Source organism: Sinorhizobium sp. FG01 (assembly GCF_002531875.1).
GTDB lineage: Bacteria > Pseudomonadota > Alphaproteobacteria > Rhizobiales > Rhizobiaceae > Sinorhizobium > Sinorhizobium fredii_C.
The window spans coordinates 35,636-52,066 of record NZ_NWTB01000003.1 but is presented as its reverse complement, the minus strand read 5'-3'; the positions used below and the strand labels follow the sequence as shown (position 1 = coordinate 52,066).

Here is a 16,431-nt window from a genome sequence, read left to right as displayed (position 1 = left end):
ACCCCGTCGCCAATGTCGCAGCCTTGGTAGCGAAATTATCGCGGGAAACAATCCGCTGCGATTTCACTTTCAGTTTCAATGTTTAACGAGACTATTCGGCAGCCTTGACCTTCTTCCGGGCTGCCTTTTCCGCCTCGTAGCGCTCCCGCAACAGGGGAGCCCGATCCGGCTTGTTTTCCTGCCGAGCCCGGCCGAAAGCAACGGCATCGGCCGGGACGTTCTCCGTAATCACGCTGCCGGAGGCGACAAGGGCGCCGTCGCCGATCGCCACCGGAGCGACGAGCGACGAGTTGGAGCCGATGAAGGTATTCTCTCCGATGCGCGTGAGGTGCTTGTTCACGCCATCATAGTTGCACGTGATGGTGCCAGCGCCGATATTCGATCCGGCGCCGACGACGGCATCGCCGATGTAGGTGAGGTGGTTCACCTTGGCGCCGGCGCCGATCTCCGCCTTCTTCACCTCGCAGAAGTTGCCGACTTTGGATTTGGGACCGAGATCGGCGCCAGGACGGAGACGGGCGAAGGGACCGACCGTCGCACCTGCGCGGACATGCGCACCTTCGACATGCGAGAAAGCGTGGATGACAGCGCCGCTATCGACCCGCACCCCGGGGCCGAAAACCACATTTGGCTCCACCAGGACGTCCTGGGCCAGTTCGGTGTCCCAAGCGAGGAACACGGTCTCCGGGGCGATCATTGAAACTCCGGCAAGCATCAGCTCGTGGCGGCGGCGTTGCTGCCAAAGGCGTTCGATATAGGCGAGTTCGGCCCGCGTATTGCACCCGGTGAGCTCCTCCTCCGGCGCCTCGACGGCAATCGCCCGGCCGCCGATGGAACGGACGATCTCGACAAGGTCGGTCAGGTAGTATTCGCCCTTGACATTGGCATTGCCGATGCGTGCAAGCAGGTCGAGCGCCTTACCGCCGCTGATCGCCATCAGGCCGCCATTGCAATAGGTGATGCGCCGTTCCTCTTCGGTGGCGTCCTTGTGCTCCCGGATCGCCAGCAGTTCCCCATTCTCGACGATCAGGCGGCCATAGCCGGTCGGATCGGCGGTTTCGAAGCCGATGACGACCACATCATTGCCTTGCGCCAAGCGTTCGCGCGCTGCCTTGAGCGGTGCGGCGGTGATGAGCGGCGTATCGCCGAAGACGACCAGGACGTCGTCATAGCCCTTCTCGATCGCCTCACGCGCCGCAAGAACGGCGTGCGCCGTACCGAGCCGTTCCTTCTGCAGGAAGGAGGAAACCTGGACCGCACCGGTGCTTGCGGCAGCCGAAACGGCTTCCGCGTCGCGGCCGACGACCAGGGCAACGTCGGAAATGGAAGCGCTTGCCAGAGCGTCGACCACATGGGCGATCATCGGCCGGCCGGCCACCGGATGCAGCACCTTCGACATGGCGGATTTCATCCGCGTGCTTTCCCCCGCCGCCAGGATGATCGCCAGGCAAGTGCGTTCCATTCTCTGATCTCCTTCGTATGCTTCGGGTATTCCGCGGCCTGCCCGTCGCCCGATTCTACGCGTGCTGTCAGCAAAATATTGCGAAATGCATATATCGCACAATCACATCGCGTTAACCCCGGTCAAGGGGCGATGCCTCTCCGTCTCGGGAAAACTCCTCGGCGCAGTCCGCTTTGCGCCGGGCGGCGACATCATGCCTGCGGCCGCAGCCGGCTTTCCGTCAATAGCCCGCTCTCTTCGACGATCGGGTAGGCGACGGAGGCGATGTGCGCATTGACGCGCTTCAGGTCCCGCAGCATGTCGAGATGCAGCGAGCTCGTCTGCAGGCTTTCGAGCAGGCCGTCACGCAGGCGCTCCAGATGCCGTTCGGCCGAGCGTTTTTCCATATGGCGGACATCGACCTTGACCTCGATAAGGTGACGGGCGAGGTCCGCATTGCGCGAGACGAAGATCGTCTGGGCGATCCGCAAGTTGTCGAGCGTCAGGTCGAACAGGTTCTTCAGTTCCTGATAGCCGTCGTCGGAAAATTTCAGACCGTTGATGACCTTCTTGCGGATCTGCTCGCAAAGGCCCTTCTCGATGATGTCGCCCATGTGCTCGAGGTTGATCGCATAGTCGATGATCACGATCGAGCGACGCCCGTCTTCTTCATTGAGCCCGTGGCGGCCCAGCCGCGACAGGAAGATCTTCACCTCCTGCTGCAGCAGATCGACCTGCTTCTCCATCTTTCCGATATCGCCGAGTTCGCCGAGGTCGTTCTTGTTGAACGCGGCCGATGCGCGCAGCAGCATGCCCTCGATCACGTCTCCGACCCTGAGCACCTCCCGCGTCGCCCCGGAAAGCGCCATCACAGGCGTATCGAGCGCCGCATCGTCAAGATAGCGCGGCCCCGTCTCGCTCACCTCTTCGTCCGGGACCAGGCGGCTCATCATCCGCGACAGCAAGCCGGCAAAGGGCCAGGCGATCAGCGCGACCACCAGGTTGAAAAGCAGGTGGACATCGACGGGCAGGTTCTGTCGCGGCAAAGGCAGGCTCTGCAGAATGTCGGCGTTGAGACCGGCCAGCGGGAGTGCGATGAGACATCCGATGCCGCGGACGATCCAGTTGCCGATCGCGACCCGGCGGGCACCGGGCGCCGAGCCAAGCGTGGCGATCACCGGTGGGATTGCGCCGCCCAGATTGGCGCCGAGCACCAGCGCCACGATCAGCCCCGGTGAAAGCACGCCTGCGGAGGACAGCGACAGGACCAGCATGACCATGGCGAGGCTCGAAGACGAGGCGAAGGCGAGCCCCGCCGAAATGAGCAGGGCGACCGGCCAGGCATTGTCCAGCATACCCAGAAAGGCCGCCAAGGCATGTGACTCCCGCATCGGCTCAGTGGCCGTGCCGAGCAGTTCAAGCGACAGAAGCATCAGGCCGATACCGACCAGCGCAAAGCCTGCACCCTGGCGTGCGCTCGATCGGCTCATCCGGTGCATGATGACACCGGCGAGAATGAACAAGGGGGCCAGCCAGCCGATGCCGATCGCAACGATCCAGGCCGTCATCGCCGTGCCGATATTGGCGCCGAGCAGCACGATCTGCGCCATCCGCGACCGCACGAGGCCCTTCTCCACGAAGGATGCCGTCATCAGGGCCGTGGCCGTGGAGCTTTGCAAGGCGAGCGTGGCGATCAGGCCCGTCATGAATGCGCGTAACGAGCCATTCGTTCCCCGAGCCAGGCCGGCGCGCAGACGTGATCCGAAGGCGCGTGTCACACCCTCCTTCACCAGTGAAAGACCGAACAGGAGCAGTGCGACGGCACCGAAGAGATTGACCATTACGATGGTGGATTGCATGGCATGGAAATTCCGCAACGGCCGTCGGGCTTCAAGTTTCCAACAATATCGAAGACACGATTCCCTCTCGTTGACCATAGAGAGACCAGCCTGAAACCGACAATTTTGCATACTGATTTCAATTGCCGGCTAACGAATCCGACATGGGCTTTTCCGTTCGCGGCAATCCCAAATTTGTCTAGACGGCGATGCCCCTGCGAAGGTGCCAATTAGGGTCCCTGAATCTCCGGAGCAACGGGTCTGTCGGTCCACTCGCCAAAGCATCGCGATTTACGACGGATCGGCCTTCAATTCCCATTTGGATTGTTCTAAGGAACGAAATCATTCGGCGTAACGCCGCTGCACTGAACGAGGTTTCTGCCCCCCATGCTCGACTCCCTGAGAAACGCCGCCCAGACGCGGATCGTCAAAGGCCTCCTGGCCATTCTCATCCTCTCATTCATGGTGTGGGGCGGACAGACCTTGATGGTTACCGGCACGCCCGATGCGGTGGTAACGGTCGGAGACGTGAAGGTCACCGCCAGCGACTATCGGCTTGCCTATGAGCGTCAGTTGAGCCTGCTTTCGCGGCAGCTTGGAACGCCTCTCACACGCCAGCAGGCCCGCGCATTCGGCGTTGAGGCGCAAGTCTACTCGCAGCTCGTCGCGGGCGCCGCTCTCGACCAGCTCGCCGAAGACATGAATCTCGGCCTCTCCGAAGACCGGCTCGCGAGACTCATCGGCGAGGACCCCGCCTTTCATGGGGCGAACGGCCAATTCGATCGGCTGACCTTCTCGAGCGTGCTACGCAACGCCGGCCTGACGGAGCAGGACTACATCAAGAACCGCAGCCAGGTGGCCGTCCGCTCGCAGATCGTCGATGCGCTCTCGGACGGGTTCGCTGCACCCGCGGTCCTGGTCGACGCCGTCGGCAAATACCGGCATGAAACCCGCACGATCGACTATCTGCTGCTCTCGAACGCGAACATCGATCCGGTCAAGGCGCCGGGCGACGATGTGCTCGCTCCCTGGTTCGAGAGCCACAAGGCGAACTATCGCGCTCCTGAATATCGGAAGTTCAGCTACATCAAGCTCGAGCCGGAGGACCTGGTTGCCACCGATGCGGTCACGGAGGAAGAGTTGCGCGCCGACTACGAAAAGCGCAAGGAAAGCTTCCGCACGCCGGCGACGAGAACAATCGAGCAGATCGCCTTCCCGTCCCGCGAAGCCGCCGACGCCGCTGCTGCCAAGCTCACAGCCGGCACTTCCTTCGACGATCTCGTCAAGGGCGAAGGCAAGAGTGCGGCGGACGTCCTCCTCGGTGACTTCACCAAGGAGCAGATGCCCGACCAGAAAGTCGCCGAAGCAGCCTTCGCTGTCGCAATGGACGGCGGCGTGACACCCGTGGTCGAAGGCGCTTTCGGCCCGGTCATCCTGCGCGTCACCAATATACGCCAGGAAGCCGTTCGCAGCTTCGATGAAGTCAAGGAGGAGTTGCGCAAGGAGATCGCCCTCTCGGTCGCACGCGACCAGCTCGTCGGCCTGCATGATAAGGTCGAGGACGAAAGGGCCGCCGGCGCGACCGTCAAGGAGGTCGCCGACCAGCTGAAACTCAAGCTCGCAACCGTCGAGGCGATCGACGCCACCGGCAAGGACCAGAATGGGGACGACGTGACCGGCCTGCCGGAGCAACGCACTCTTCTCCAGGAAGTGTTCAAGGCTGAAGTCGGCCTCGAGACGCTGGCCGTCCATATCGGCCGCGACGGCTATGCCTGGTTCGACCTCGAAGAGGTGATCCCTGCCCGCGACCGCACCCTCGACGAGGTTCGCGACGAGGTGGCTGCCGATTGGACGGCCGAACAGCAGCGAGTGGCGCTGGCCGCCAAGGCGACCGAATTGAAGGATCGGGTCAAGAAGGGCGCGAAGCTCGCGGACATTGCGAGCGAACTCGGCCTCGTCGTCGAAACGAAGACCGGGTTGAGCCGGTCAACCCAGGACGCCGCTCTGAGCCAGGCCGCCATTGCGGCGGCCTTTGCGGGGCCTAATGGACATGTCGCCAATGCAGCCGGCATGGGCGGCGAAGGCCAGATCCTCATGCAAGTGATGGCCGTCGACGACAGTGCTCCCGCCAACGCGCTCGACAATGACAGCCGCCAGATCGAAGCGATGGCCCGTGCCAGCGGCGACGACATACTCGATCAGATGGTCTCGACGCTGCAGTCGGTCTATGGCGTATCGATCAACCAGGCGCTTGCCGAGCAGGCATTGGCGCAGCGCTGACGGACGAGGAATCGAAGCATGACTGATTTGAAGCCGTTCGTCGCAAAAGTCGCAGCGCGCGAGGCCCTCAGCCGCGAAGACGCCCGCGCGGCCTTCGAGATCATCATGTCCGGAGCGGCCACCCCGTCGCAGATCGGCGGCTTCCTCATGGCGCTCAGGGTACGCGGCGAGACGGTCGACGAGATCGTCGGCGCCGTCGGCGCGATGCGGGCGCGCATGCTCCCGGTCGAGGCGCCCGAGGACGCGATCGACATCGTCGGAACGGGAGGCGACGGTGCCGGGACCTACAACATATCGACACTGGCGTCGCTGATCGTCGCCGGTGCCGGCGTGCCGGTCGCCAAGCACGGCAATCGGGCCTTGAGTTCGAAATCCGGAACAGCCGACGCGCTCTCCTGCCTCGGCGTCAAGCTCGACATCGGCCCCGAAGCGATTGCCCGCTGCATACGCGAAGCGGGCGTCGGCTTCATGTTCGCCCAGCAGCACCATTCGGCGATGCGCCATGTGGGACCGACCCGCGTCGAGCTCGGCACGAGAACGATCTTCAATCTCTTAGGCCCGCTCTCCAACCCGGCCGGGGTCAAACACCAACTCGTCGGCGTCTACGCGCCGCAATGGGTTGATCCGCTGGCGGAAGTGCTGCGCGACCTCGGATCCGAGAGCGTCTGGGTCGTGCACGGCGAAGGTCTGGACGAAGTCACCACGACCGGGGTCACCAAGGTTGCCGAGCTGAAGGACGGCAAGATTCGCAGCTTCGAGCTGACGCCGGACGACTTCGGCCTGGCGCGCACCACTCTCGATGCCCTGAAGGGCGGCGACGGAGCCCATAACGCGGCAGCATTGCAGGCGGTGCTCGATGGCGAAGAGAATGCTTATCGGGACATTTCCCTTGCGAACGCCGCCGCATCGTTGATGATAGCCGGGCGCGCCAAGAATCTCGCAGAAGGCATGGCGATCGCCCGCGATGCCCTTGCGAGCGGCGGCGCCAAGACTGCCCTGCAGCGGCTGATCACCGTCTCGAACGCCGCTTGAGGAGAGGACATGACGGATATTCTGCGCAGGATCGAGGCCTACAAGCGTGACGAGATCGCTGCCGCGAAGGCGCGGGTGCCGCTCGACGAGCTAAGGGCGCGGATCGCCGACCAGTCGCCGCCGCGCGGCTTTCACGCCGCGCTTGCGGCGCGCCGCCAGAAAGGCGAGTTTGGACTGATCGCCGAGATCAAGAAGGCCAGCCCGTCGAAGGGCCTGATTCGCCCGGACTTCGATCCGCCGGCGCTGGCGAAAGCCTATGCTGCGGGCGGTGCTGCCTGCCTCTCGGTCCTGACGGACACACCGAGCTTTCAGGGCGCCCCGGAATTTCTGGAGGCGGCGCGGGCCGCCTGTTCGCTGCCGGCGCTGCGCAAGGACTTCATGTTCGACACCTACCAGGTCTTCGAGGCGCGCGCCTGGGGGGCGGACTGTATCCTCTTGATCATGGCATCGCTCACCGACGAGGATGCGCATCGTCTCGAGGACGCCGCAGCGGCGCTCGGGATGGACGTGCTCGTCGAAGTGCATGATGCGGAGGAAATGGAACGCGCGCTGCGTCTCTCGTCTCCCCTGATCGGGATCAACAATCGCAACTTGAGGACCTTCGAGGTCGATCTCGCCGTTTCGGAACAGCTCGCACCGATGGTGCCGGCCGATAGGCTGCTGGTCGGCGAAAGCGGCATCTTCACCCACGAGGACTGCAGGCGCCTCGAAAAGTGCGGTATCACCACCTTCCTCGTCGGGGAAAGCCTGATGCGGAAGGACGACGTGGGGGCGGCAACGCGCGCGCTGTTGACCGGTTCCCGAAGCGCTCTGGCAGCCGAGTGATGAGCGGCCCGCAACTCACCCATATCGACAGCGCCGGCGAAGCCCATATGGTCGATGTCGGCGACAAGGCGCAGACCGTGCGTGTTGCCGTCGCCGAAGGCTTCGTCCGGATGCACCCGGAGACGCTGGCGTTGATCCTCGAAGGCAATGCCAAGAAGGGAGACGTCATCGGCACGGCCCGGCTCGCCGGGATCATGGCCGCCAAGCAGACGTCCAGCCTCATTCCGCTCTGCCACCCGCTGATGCTGACGAAGGTTTCGGTCGATATCCTTCCCGACGACGCCCTACCCGGCTTGCGCGTCGAGGCGATGGCGAAGCTCAAGGGGCGGACGGGCGTCGAGATGGAGGCGCTGACCGCGGTCGGCATTGCCTGCCTGACGATCTACGACATGGCAAAGGCTGCGGACCGCGAGATGGAGATCGGCGGCATTCGCCTCGTCAGCAAGTCGGGCGGGCGATCCGGCGACTATCGCCGGGACGGAGACCAGGGCTGATGTCGCTGCTCCCGGTCGAAGAGGCGCTGAGAAGGGTCCTCGCCCAGGCCCAACCCCGTTCGGAGACCGAGCGGCTTGCACTGCATTATTGCCTCGGCCGCGTGCTTGCCGAGGACACGAACGCGCTGCTCACTCACCCTCCCTTCGACAATTCCGCCATGGATGGCTACGCCGTCCGCCATGAGGACATCGCCGCTATCGGCGCCGAACTGTCCGTCATAGGGCAATCTGCGGCGGGCCGTGGATTTCAGGGCCGGGTTGGACCGGGCGAGGCAGTGCGCATTTTTACCGGCGCGCCGCTCGCGGCCGGTGCCGATACAGTCATTCTGCAGGAAGACACCGAGCGCCTCGAGGGCAATCGCATCCGCACCCTGTTCGCGCCGGCGAAGGGCCGACATATCCGTCTGGCAGGCCAGGACTTCGAGCGGGGCGAAATTACACTTTCTGCCGGAAGCGTGCTCGACGCCGGCCGGTTGACGCTTGCGGCGAGCATGAATCACCCGAGCCTGCCGGTCTTCCTGCGCCCGAAGGTCGCAATTCTTGCCACTGGCGACGAATTGCTGCCGCCCGGCAGTTCGCCAGGCGCAGACCAGATCATCGCCTCGAACAGCTTTGGCGTCGCGGCGATCGCTCGCGAAAATGGCGCGGATATACTGGATCTCGGCATCGCCCGCGACGACCGGCAGGCGATTGCCGCTGCCGTCGCGCAAGCGCAGGCGGCGCGAGCCGACGTACTCGTCACGCTCGGCGGAGCCTCGGTTGGAGACCATGATCTCGTCCAATCGACGCTCCTAGCCTGTGGCATGACGCTCGATTTCTGGCGCATCGCCATGCGGCCGGGAAAGCCGCTGATGGTCGGAGACCTCGCCGGCATGCCGGTGCTCGGCCTGCCCGGCAATCCGGTCTCGAGCCTCGTCTGCGCCTTGCTCTTCCTGGAACCGTTGACGCGCAAGCTCGCACATCTTCCCGACCGCTCACGACTGGCATCGGCGAAGCTCGGCGCACCGCTGCCCGCCAACGACCGCCGCCAGGACTATGTTCGCGCGCGCCTCTCCAGCGAGCCGGACGGCTCGCTCATGGCGCACCCCTTCCAACGCCAGGACTCGTCGATGACCAAGGTCTTCGCACAGTCGGACGGCCTCATCGTTCGCCCTCCGCAAACACCGGCCGCGGGAGCGGGTGACCCCTGCACCGTTCTCAAGCTCCGGGATCCCGCCTAAGCCCTTGCCGGACGTTTGGGCGTATAATCTCAGGCCGGGTGCTCCTCGGCGCGGCGGCTGACGAGGATCTTGTCGATGCGGCGGCCATCCATGTCGAGCACTTCGAAGCGGTAGCCGTGCGCCTCGGCGCAGTCGCCCTCCTCCGGCGTCTTGCGCAACTGCTGCACCAGAAAACCGGCAATGGTTTCGAAATCGCCGTCGCTGTCTATCCCCTCAATGCCGATCTGCAGGTGGATCTCGTCGATCGGCGTTCGGCCGTCGACAAGGTAGCTGCCGTCCTCGCGGGCTCGGATATGGGCGTGCTCGATATCGTCGTAGTTGGACGGGATGACGCCGACGATCGCCTCCAGGATATCGGCAGTCGTGATGATGCCTTCGGTGCTGCCGTACTCGTCGACGATCATCGCCATGTTGACGCTGGAGGCCTTGAAAGCTTCGAGGGCCTTCAGGCAGGAAGCCGTCTCCGGAAGGGTCAGGATCTCGCGGACATAATTGCGGATATCGAAGGGTGCCGCGACCGTGGCGTTCAGTATCTCCTTGGCCAGCACCGCTCCGATCACGTCGCCCGCCGGACCATCGATGACTGGATAACGGGAATGGCCGAACTGCCGAATCTTGCGGCCGATCGTCTCCATGCTGTCATTGACGTCGATGAAGCTGACCTCGGTGCGGTGCGTCATGATCGATTTGACGTTCCTATCGCCGAGACGGATAATGCGCCGTAGCATTTCGTGTTCGCTTTTCTCGATCGCGCCGCTCTCCACGCCTTCCGCCATGATCGCATGCACTTCCTCTTCGGTGACGTGATCTGGGTCCTCCGCCTTCATGCCCATCAGCCGCATCGCCAGGCGAGCGGCGGTCTCAAAAAGATACACGACCGGCGCGGCTATCCGCGACAGCAGGGTCATCGGCCGCGCGACGAAAATCGCCAGGCCTTCAGAATTCCTGAGCGCGAGCTGCTTCGGAATCAGTTCTCCGATCACCACCGACAGAAAGGTGATGAGCGTGACGACGAGGGCGACGGCAACGGTGTTGCCATAGGGGTGGATCCAGGCGATCTGGTCCAGGGTCGGTGCGAGCTTCGCTGCGATAGTCGCGCCGCCATAGGCGCCGGCCAGGATGCCGACGAGGGTTATGCCGACCTGAACGGTGGACAGGAATTTTCCAGGCTCCTCGGCAAGCCTCAGGGCGGCTTCCGCGCCATGGTTTCCCTGCTTCACCATCTGACGCAGCAAGGGTTTGCTTGCCGAAACGATTGCCATTTCCGAGAGCGCGAAGAAGGCGTTGATCAAAAGCAGAAGAAAAATGACAAAAAGCTCGGACATAGGCTCCGTTCACCGCTCTACTGCATGTCTCCTTAAATCGACCTCGATTTAAGGAGAGATGCAGCAATTCAAAGTGCTACGGCGACCTTTACGCGTCTGATAAGACGCGTGGCGCTGTAGGTAGGTCGCCAGATGAGACGACTGCCGTCTCAGATAGGCCAGGCCGACTGTGCGGGCAAGGCCAGTCCGGCGATCTGTATCGTCTGAGCACATAGCGACGGTTGCAGAGGCGCCGGGCTGTCTCAGATTTTGGCGCTCTGGTCCGGATTGAAGGCCTTCTGGATTCGATTGCGACCATATGTGATGACGTATTCCATCGCCTGCCGCGCCTTGAGCTCGTCCCTTCTGCCGATCTCCTCGACGATGCGGATGTGGTTGCGGGCCACCTCGTCTATGCCGCCCTTCTCGTCCGTCGGGGAACTCAACTTGAAGACGCCGACGAGAGCCGCCTCGATCAGGCCGCCGACCGTTCTGAGGAACGGATTGCCGGACGCTTCGAGGACTGCGAGGTGGAATTTCAGGTCGGCGACAGCGAGGGTTTCTGCCGTGTGACTGGCATCCCCCATGGCGACTGCCAGCCGCATCATCGTGGCGATTTCGGCGTCGCTCGCGTTGCGCGCAGCCAGGGCGGCGGCGTGCGTCTCGAAGGCGAGGCGAACCTCGCTCAGGTGATAGAGGAAATCCTCGTCCACCCCACAGGCAAAATGCCAGGTGAGGATATCCGCATCGAACAGATTCCAGTCTTTCCTGGGTGTCACGCGCGTCCCAATGCGGGCACGCGGAACGACCATCCCCTTCGCCGCAAGCGTCTTCATCGCCTCGCGCAAGACAGTGCGCGACACGCGGAAGCGGAGGGCAAGTTCAGGATCGCCGGGCAGAATGCTGCCCACCGGAAACTCCCCCGAAACGATCGCCTTGCCGAGTTGATCCACGACCTGTGCATGGCTCGTTCGTTTCGGCGTCTTGGATATCACCGTATCAAGCAGGCTCTTCAACCCCGTCCCCCTCCAGAGTGCCCTCCTGCTGCGGGCAGGCGCCATTCTTTTCATGTCGTCGCCGCTTCTCCTTCCGAGAGGAGAAGCTTTGTATAACAGTAGATCGAATATACGATTCCCGAAAGTGCGACGAAGAAACTGCGGGCGGCCGCCGGCGCGATCCGACGCCCCAATATTGGATATCCCCGCAAGAACAAACCCCTCGGCCTTGGCGCGGGGTTTGCAGATGGTTCGAATGCGGATGTCCTTCCCGCCCTATTGCGGCAGCTTGTCGTCGACGCCTTCGACGTAGAAGTTCATGCCGAGGAGCGTGGCGTCGTCGGAAGATTCGCCTTCCTTGAGCCACGGCGTGCCGTCCTGCTTGTTCAGCGGACCGGTAAACGGCTTCAGCTCGCCGGACTTGATCTTGGCTTCCGTCGCTTCCGCCATCGCCTTCACATCATCGGGCATGTTCGTGTAGGGCGCCATCGTCAGGATTCCGTCCTTCAGACCGTCCCAGCTGGAAGTCGTTTCCCACTTGCCGTCGAGGAAGGCTTGGGTGCGCTTGACGTAATAGGCGCCCCAGGTGTCGACGATCGCCGTCAGCTGCGTCTGCGGCCCGGCGGCGATCATATCGGAGGCCTGGCCGAAGGCCTTGATGCCGCGTTCGGCCGCAACCTGCATCGGAGCGGTCGTATCGGTGTGCTGGGTCAGGATGTCGACGCCCTGGTCGATAAGCGCCTTGGCGGCGTCCGCCTCCTTACCCGGGTCGAACCAGGTGTTCGCCCAGACGACCTTGATCTTGAACTCGGGATTGACCGAGCGGGCGCCGATGACGAAGGAGTTGATGCCCATCACCACTTCCGGAATCGGGAAGGAGGCGATGTAGCCGGCAACGCCCTTCTGAGACATCTTGGCGGCGATCTGGCCCTGGATGTAGCGGCCTTCGTAGAAGCGGCTGTTATAGGTCGCGACGTTCGGCGCGGTCTTGTAGCCGGTTGCGTGCTCGAACTTCACATCCGGGAACTTCTGGGCGATCTTGATCGTCGCGTCCATGAAGCCGAAGGACGTGGTGAAGATCAGACCGCAGCCGGACCGTGCCAGGCGCTCGATGGCGCGTTCCGCATCCGGCCCTTCCGGAACGTTTTCCAGAAACTGTGTTTCGACCTTGTCTCCCAGTTCCTTTTCGACCTGCTGGCGGCCGATGTCATGCGCCTGCGTCCAGCCGCCATCGGTCTTCGAGCCCACGTAGACGAAGCAGATCTTGGCCTTTTCCTGGGCGCCCGCGGCTGAAGCGAAGCCGAGCACCGCAGTCGTGGTTGCGAGGGCGAGGAGTAGTTTTTTCATTTTTGACCTCTGTCGGTTTGAGAATTCCGTCTGGTTGTTGTTGTTCACCGGTCCGGCACAAACGGTTTGCCGAGCGATGCCGGCGTATTGATCAGGGTCATGCGCCGGTTGTGGGATATGAGAATGAGTACGATAATTGTCGCCACATAGGGAAGCGAGGAAAGGAACTGCGACGGGATACCGATCCCGAAGGCCTGGGCATGTAGCTGGCTGATCGACACGGCCCCGAACAGATAGCCGCCGGCAACCACCCGCCAAGGGCGCCATGACGCGAAGACCACCAGCGCAAGCGCGATCCAGCCACGGCCGGCCGACATGTTCTCGACCCATTGCGGCGTATAGACGAGCGACAGCTGCGCGCCGGCAAGCCCGGCGCAGGCACCGCCGAAAAGCACCGCCAGGTAACGGGTGCGGATGACGTCGACGCCAAGAGCGTGCGCCGAGCCGTGGCTGTCGCCCACCGCGCGCAGCTTCAGTCCCGAACGGGTCCTGAAGAGGAACCAGTGGATGCCCGCGACGATCGCGATCGAGAGATAGAAGATTGCGTCCTGGCGGAAGAGAAGCGGTCCGATAAACGGCACATCGGAAAGCAGCGGAACGGCGATCGGCTGCAGCTTGATGCCCTGCATGCCGAGGAAACTCTCGCCCAGCATGCCGGAGACGCCGAGACCCAGCAGCGTCAGCGCAAGACCGGTCGCCACCTGATTGGCGACGAGCGTCAGCGTCAGGACGCCGAAGAGCAGCGAGAACAACGCGCCGGCCGCTACACCGGCAAGCACCCCGACATAGGGCGAACCGCTGAGCTGCGTGGCGGCGAAGGCGCAGACGGCGCCCATGACCATCATCCCCTCGACGCCGAGATTGAGCACGCCCGACCGTTCGGCGACCAGTTCGCCGGCAGCGGCAAGGACGAGCGGCGTCGCCGCGGTAATGACGCTCAGGAGGATTGCTTCGACGATACCCATCAGTGCGCCTCATCCGTCTTGAGCGCCACAAATCTCTCGCGGACGAGCCGGATGCGGTAGTGAATGAGCGTGTCGCAGGACAGCACGAAGAACAAGAGCAACCCCTGGAAGACGCGCGTCACCTTGTCGGAGACGCCGATCGAAAGCTGCGCCGCCTCGCCGCCGAGATAGGTAAGAGCGAGCACAAGACCGGCAGCGATGATGCCGAGCGGGTTGAGCCTTCCGAGGAATGCGACGATGATCGCCGTGAAGCCGTAACCGGGAGAGATGACCGGCCTCAGCTGCTGGATCGCGCCGCTGACCTCCGATATGCCGGCGAGGCCGGCAAGCGCGCCCGAAAAGAGCATCGAGAACCAGATCATCTTGCGTGACGAGAAGCCGGCGAAGCGCCCTGCCCGCTCCGACTGGCCGAGGACGGTGATCTCGAAGCCGCGCAGCGTGTAGCGCATCATGAACCAGACCGCGAGCGCCGCAAGGATCGCAAAGGCAAATCCCCAATGCGTACGGCCGGAAGCGATCATTTCGGGAAGGATGGCCTCTACCCCGAAGCTGCGGGTTTCCGGAAAGTTCATGCCCTGCGGGTTGCGCCAGGGGCCGCGCACGAGCCAGTCGAGGAAGAGCTGGGCGACATAGACCAGCATCAGGCTCGTCAGGATCTCGTTGGTGTTCATATGGGCCTTGAGGAAGGCCGGGATCCCCGCGAAGAGCGCGCCACCGATCATGCCGAGCAGCAGCATCAGCGGAAGGACGAGTGGCGACTGCCAATCATAGAAGACCACCGGAAGAATGGAGCCGGCGATCGCCCCCATGATGAACTGACCTTCGGCACCGATATTCCAGTTGTTGGAGCGGAAGCAGACGGAAAGGCCGACGCCGATCAGGATCAGCGGCGCGGCCTTGATCGCCAGTTCGTGCAGCGACCAGACCTCGCTCAGCGGCTCGACAAAGAAGCTGTAGAGGGCCGCGACCGGGTTCTTGCCGAGCAGCGCGAACATGATGCCGCCGAAGACGATGGTCAGCGCAAAGGCGATGAAGGGAGACAGGATGGAAAACAGCGCCGAGACCTTGGGACGCCTTTCGAGCTCAATGCGCATGTGCCGCTCCCGCACCTTCCGTCTTGCCATGCATGCCGCCCATCAGGAGGCCGATCTTCTCGCGCGAGAGTTCCCGGGCCGGATAGGGCTCGGAGAGCCTTCCCTCGCTGATGACGGCGATTTCGGTAGCCACCTCGAAGATCTCGTCGAGATCCTGGCTGATCACCAGCACGGCGGAGCCCCCCTTGGCGAGGTCGACGAGCGCCTGGCGGATGCGGCTCGCCGCCCCAGCGTCGACGCCCCAGGTGGGCTGGTTGACGATGAGCACCGCCGGCTGCCGGTCGAGTTCGCGGCCGACGATGAACTTTTGCAGGTTGCCGCCCGAAAGCGAGCCCGCCGGCGGATCCTCGCCGCTCTTGCGCACGTCCATCGCCTCGGAAATGCGTTTGGCTGCGGCTTTCACCGCGCCCTGTCGGATGATCTTCAGGAAACCGCCGCCGAGAAAGGCGCGCTTGTCGGACTGGTTGCGCGCCAGCACGAGATTGTCGGAAAGCGAGAGCGAGGAGACCGCCGCATGCCCATGCCGCTCCTCCGGCACGAAGCCGGCGCCCATCAACCGTCGGGCATTGATATTCTTGGTCCCAACCGGCCTCTGGCGAATTTGCACGGCACTGTCGTCGGCCACCGGATACTCACCCGAAAGCGCGTCGAAAAGCTCGCTCTGGCCGTTGCCGGCAACGCCCGCGATCGCCAGCACCTCGCCGGCTCTCACCTTGAGCGAGACGTTCTTGAGCGAGACCGCGAAGGGCGTGCGCGCCGCGACGGAAAGGTCGCGGGCTTCGAGTTGGACGTCGCCCCTGGTGCTCGTGCCCTCCGGCGTCACCACGGCCACATCGTTGCCGACCATCATGCGCGCCAGCGAGGCCGGCGTCTCGGCGCGCGGGTCGCAGGCGCCGGTGACCTTGCCGTGCCGCAAGACGGTGGCGCGGTCGCAGATGCGCTGCACCTCCTCGAGACGGTGGGAGATATAGAGCACCGAGCGGCCTTCCGCCTTCAGCTTCAACAGTGTCTCGAACAGCCGGTCCGCCTCCTGCGGGGTCAGCACCGAGGTCGGCTCGTCGAGGATGATCAGCTGCGGGTTCTGAAGCAGCGCGCGCACGATCTCAATGCGCTGCCGTTCGCCGACCGAAAGATCGGCGACATGCGCGCTCGGATCGAGCGGCAGCCCGTAGAGGCGCGACAGCCGCGCCGCCTCTTCGGCAACCCGTGCAAGCGAGATGCTGCGATCCATCGAAAGCGCGATGTTTTCGGCGACCGTCAGCGCCTCGAAGAGTGAGAAATGCTGAAAGACCATGCCGATGCCGAGCTTGCGCGCGTCACCGGGGCTGGAGATCCGGACAGTGTCGCCCATCCACGAGATCTCGCCGGCGGTCGGCGCAAGGACGCCGAACAGCATCTTCACCAGGGTCGATTTCCCCGCCCCGTTCTCGCCGAGAAGCGCGTGAATTTCTCCGGGTTCTATGTGCAGATTGATCGCATTGCAGGCCGCGAAGGAGCCGAACAACTTCGTCAGGTTGCTCACGGCCAGCAGCGGGCCGCTCGCAATTTGTCCCGTAACAGGCACGCTGCCCTCTTTTCCCCTCTTTCGAATCCCCT

13 protein-coding genes are annotated in these 16,431 nt (G+C 63.5%); 5 read left to right on the top strand and 8 right to left on the bottom strand.

Features of this window, described 5'->3' with window-relative positions:
- Positions 1-91: 91 nt before the first annotated feature.
- Positions 92-1,462 carry a bifunctional UDP-N-acetylglucosamine diphosphorylase/glucosamine-1-phosphate N-acetyltransferase GlmU gene (gene glmU / locus CO656_RS02955; RefSeq protein WP_097524770.1) on the bottom strand — a complete coding sequence of 457 codons (1,371 nt, stop codon included), beginning with the start codon at positions 1,460-1,462 and terminating at the stop codon, positions 92-94.
- A 191-nt stretch (positions 1,463-1,653) separates the two neighbouring features.
- Positions 1,654-3,300 carry a Na/Pi cotransporter family protein gene (locus CO656_RS02950; RefSeq protein WP_097524769.1) on the bottom strand — a complete coding sequence of 549 codons (1,647 nt, stop codon included), beginning with the start codon at positions 3,298-3,300 and terminating at the stop codon, positions 1,654-1,656.
- A 366-nt stretch (positions 3,301-3,666) separates the two neighbouring features.
- On the opposite strand from CO656_RS02950, the gene CO656_RS02940 reads away from it, so the two are divergent.
- From CO656_RS02940 to glp, 5 genes are read left to right on the top strand one after another with little or no spacing between them, the layout of a single operon-like run.
- A complete protein-coding gene (locus CO656_RS02940) occupies positions 3,667-5,559 on the top strand; it encodes a peptidylprolyl isomerase (RefSeq protein WP_097524768.1) in 1,893 nt (630 codons plus the stop codon).
- Positions 5,560-5,577: 18 nt separating this feature from the next.
- Positions 5,578-6,591, top strand: coding sequence for an anthranilate phosphoribosyltransferase (gene trpD / locus CO656_RS02935; protein WP_097524767.1), 1,014 nt, complete (start codon positions 5,578-5,580; stop codon positions 6,589-6,591).
- Positions 6,592-6,600: 9 nt separating this feature from the next.
- Positions 6,601-7,416 (top strand): indole-3-glycerol phosphate synthase TrpC, encoded by an 816-nt coding sequence (trpC, locus tag CO656_RS02930; RefSeq protein WP_097524766.1) that lies wholly within the window; start codon positions 6,601-6,603, stop codon positions 7,414-7,416.
- Positions 7,416-7,910: a cyclic pyranopterin monophosphate synthase MoaC gene (gene moaC, locus CO656_RS02925; protein ID WP_097524765.1), complete on the top strand. Its 495-nt coding sequence runs from the start codon at positions 7,416-7,418 to the stop codon at positions 7,908-7,910. Before trpC ends, moaC begins: the two co-directional genes overlap by 1 nt.
- A complete protein-coding gene (glp, locus tag CO656_RS02920) occupies positions 7,910-9,130 on the top strand; it encodes a gephyrin-like molybdotransferase Glp (protein WP_097524764.1) in 1,221 nt (406 codons plus the stop codon). Before moaC ends, glp begins: the two co-directional genes overlap by 1 nt.
- A gap of 29 nt (positions 9,131-9,159) precedes the next feature.
- On the opposite strand, the gene CO656_RS02915 is transcribed toward glp, so the two are convergent.
- From CO656_RS02915 to CO656_RS02890, 6 genes are all read right to left on the bottom strand, one after another.
- Positions 9,160-10,455, bottom strand: coding sequence for a hemolysin family protein (locus CO656_RS02915; RefSeq protein ID WP_097524763.1), 1,296 nt, complete (start codon positions 10,453-10,455; stop codon positions 9,160-9,162).
- 242 nt (positions 10,456-10,697) lie between these two features.
- Entirely contained in the window at positions 10,698-11,450 is a 753-nt protein-coding gene (locus CO656_RS02910; RefSeq protein WP_037421797.1) for a FadR/GntR family transcriptional regulator, read from the bottom strand.
- Between the two features lie 255 nt (positions 11,451-11,705).
- Positions 11,706-12,776, bottom strand: coding sequence for a BMP family ABC transporter substrate-binding protein (locus tag CO656_RS02905; RefSeq protein ID WP_037422198.1), 1,071 nt, complete (start codon positions 12,774-12,776; stop codon positions 11,706-11,708).
- A 44-nt stretch (positions 12,777-12,820) separates the two neighbouring features.
- A complete protein-coding gene (locus CO656_RS02900) occupies positions 12,821-13,741 on the bottom strand; it encodes an ABC transporter permease (protein WP_097524762.1) in 921 nt (306 codons plus the stop codon).
- Positions 13,741-14,835 (bottom strand): ABC transporter permease, encoded by a 1,095-nt coding sequence (locus CO656_RS02895; protein ID WP_097524761.1) that lies wholly within the window; start codon positions 14,833-14,835, stop codon positions 13,741-13,743. The genes CO656_RS02900 and CO656_RS02895 overlap by 1 nt, the downstream gene beginning before the upstream one ends.
- The gene (locus CO656_RS02890) at positions 14,825-16,399 is read right to left on the bottom strand and encodes an ABC transporter ATP-binding protein (RefSeq protein WP_097524760.1); all 1,575 of its coding nucleotides are present in this window, start codon (positions 16,397-16,399) and stop codon (positions 14,825-14,827) included. The genes CO656_RS02895 and CO656_RS02890 overlap by 11 nt, the downstream gene beginning before the upstream one ends.
- Positions 16,400-16,431 lie beyond the last annotated feature (32 nt).

Excerpts from the sequence above, each read along its gene's own strand:
- glmU (WP_097524770.1), bottom strand. The coding sequence starts at position 1,462 with ATGGAACGCACTTGCCTGGCGATCATCCTGGCGGCGGGGGAAAGCACG.
- CO656_RS02950 (WP_097524769.1), bottom strand. The coding sequence starts at position 3,300 with ATGCAATCCACCATCGTAATGGTCAATCTCTTCGGTGCCGTCGCACTG.
- CO656_RS02940 (WP_097524768.1), top strand. The coding sequence starts at position 3,667 with ATGCTCGACTCCCTGAGAAACGCCGCCCAGACGCGGATCGTCAAAGGC.
- trpD (WP_097524767.1), top strand. The coding sequence starts at position 5,578 with ATGACTGATTTGAAGCCGTTCGTCGCAAAAGTCGCAGCGCGCGAGGCC.
- trpC (WP_097524766.1), top strand. The coding sequence starts at position 6,601 with ATGACGGATATTCTGCGCAGGATCGAGGCCTACAAGCGTGACGAGATC.
- moaC (WP_097524765.1), top strand. The coding sequence starts at position 7,416 with ATGAGCGGCCCGCAACTCACCCATATCGACAGCGCCGGCGAAGCCCAT.
- glp (WP_097524764.1), top strand. The coding sequence starts at position 7,910 with ATGTCGCTGCTCCCGGTCGAAGAGGCGCTGAGAAGGGTCCTCGCCCAG.
- CO656_RS02915 (WP_097524763.1), bottom strand. The coding sequence starts at position 10,455 with ATGTCCGAGCTTTTTGTCATTTTTCTTCTGCTTTTGATCAACGCCTTC.
- CO656_RS02905 (WP_037422198.1), bottom strand. The coding sequence starts at position 12,776 with ATGAAAAAACTACTCCTCGCCCTCGCAACCACGACTGCGGTGCTCGGC.
- CO656_RS02900 (WP_097524762.1), bottom strand. The coding sequence starts at position 13,741 with ATGGGTATCGTCGAAGCAATCCTCCTGAGCGTCATTACCGCGGCGACG.
- CO656_RS02895 (WP_097524761.1), bottom strand. The coding sequence starts at position 14,835 with ATGCGCATTGAGCTCGAAAGGCGTCCCAAGGTCTCGGCGCTGTTTTCC.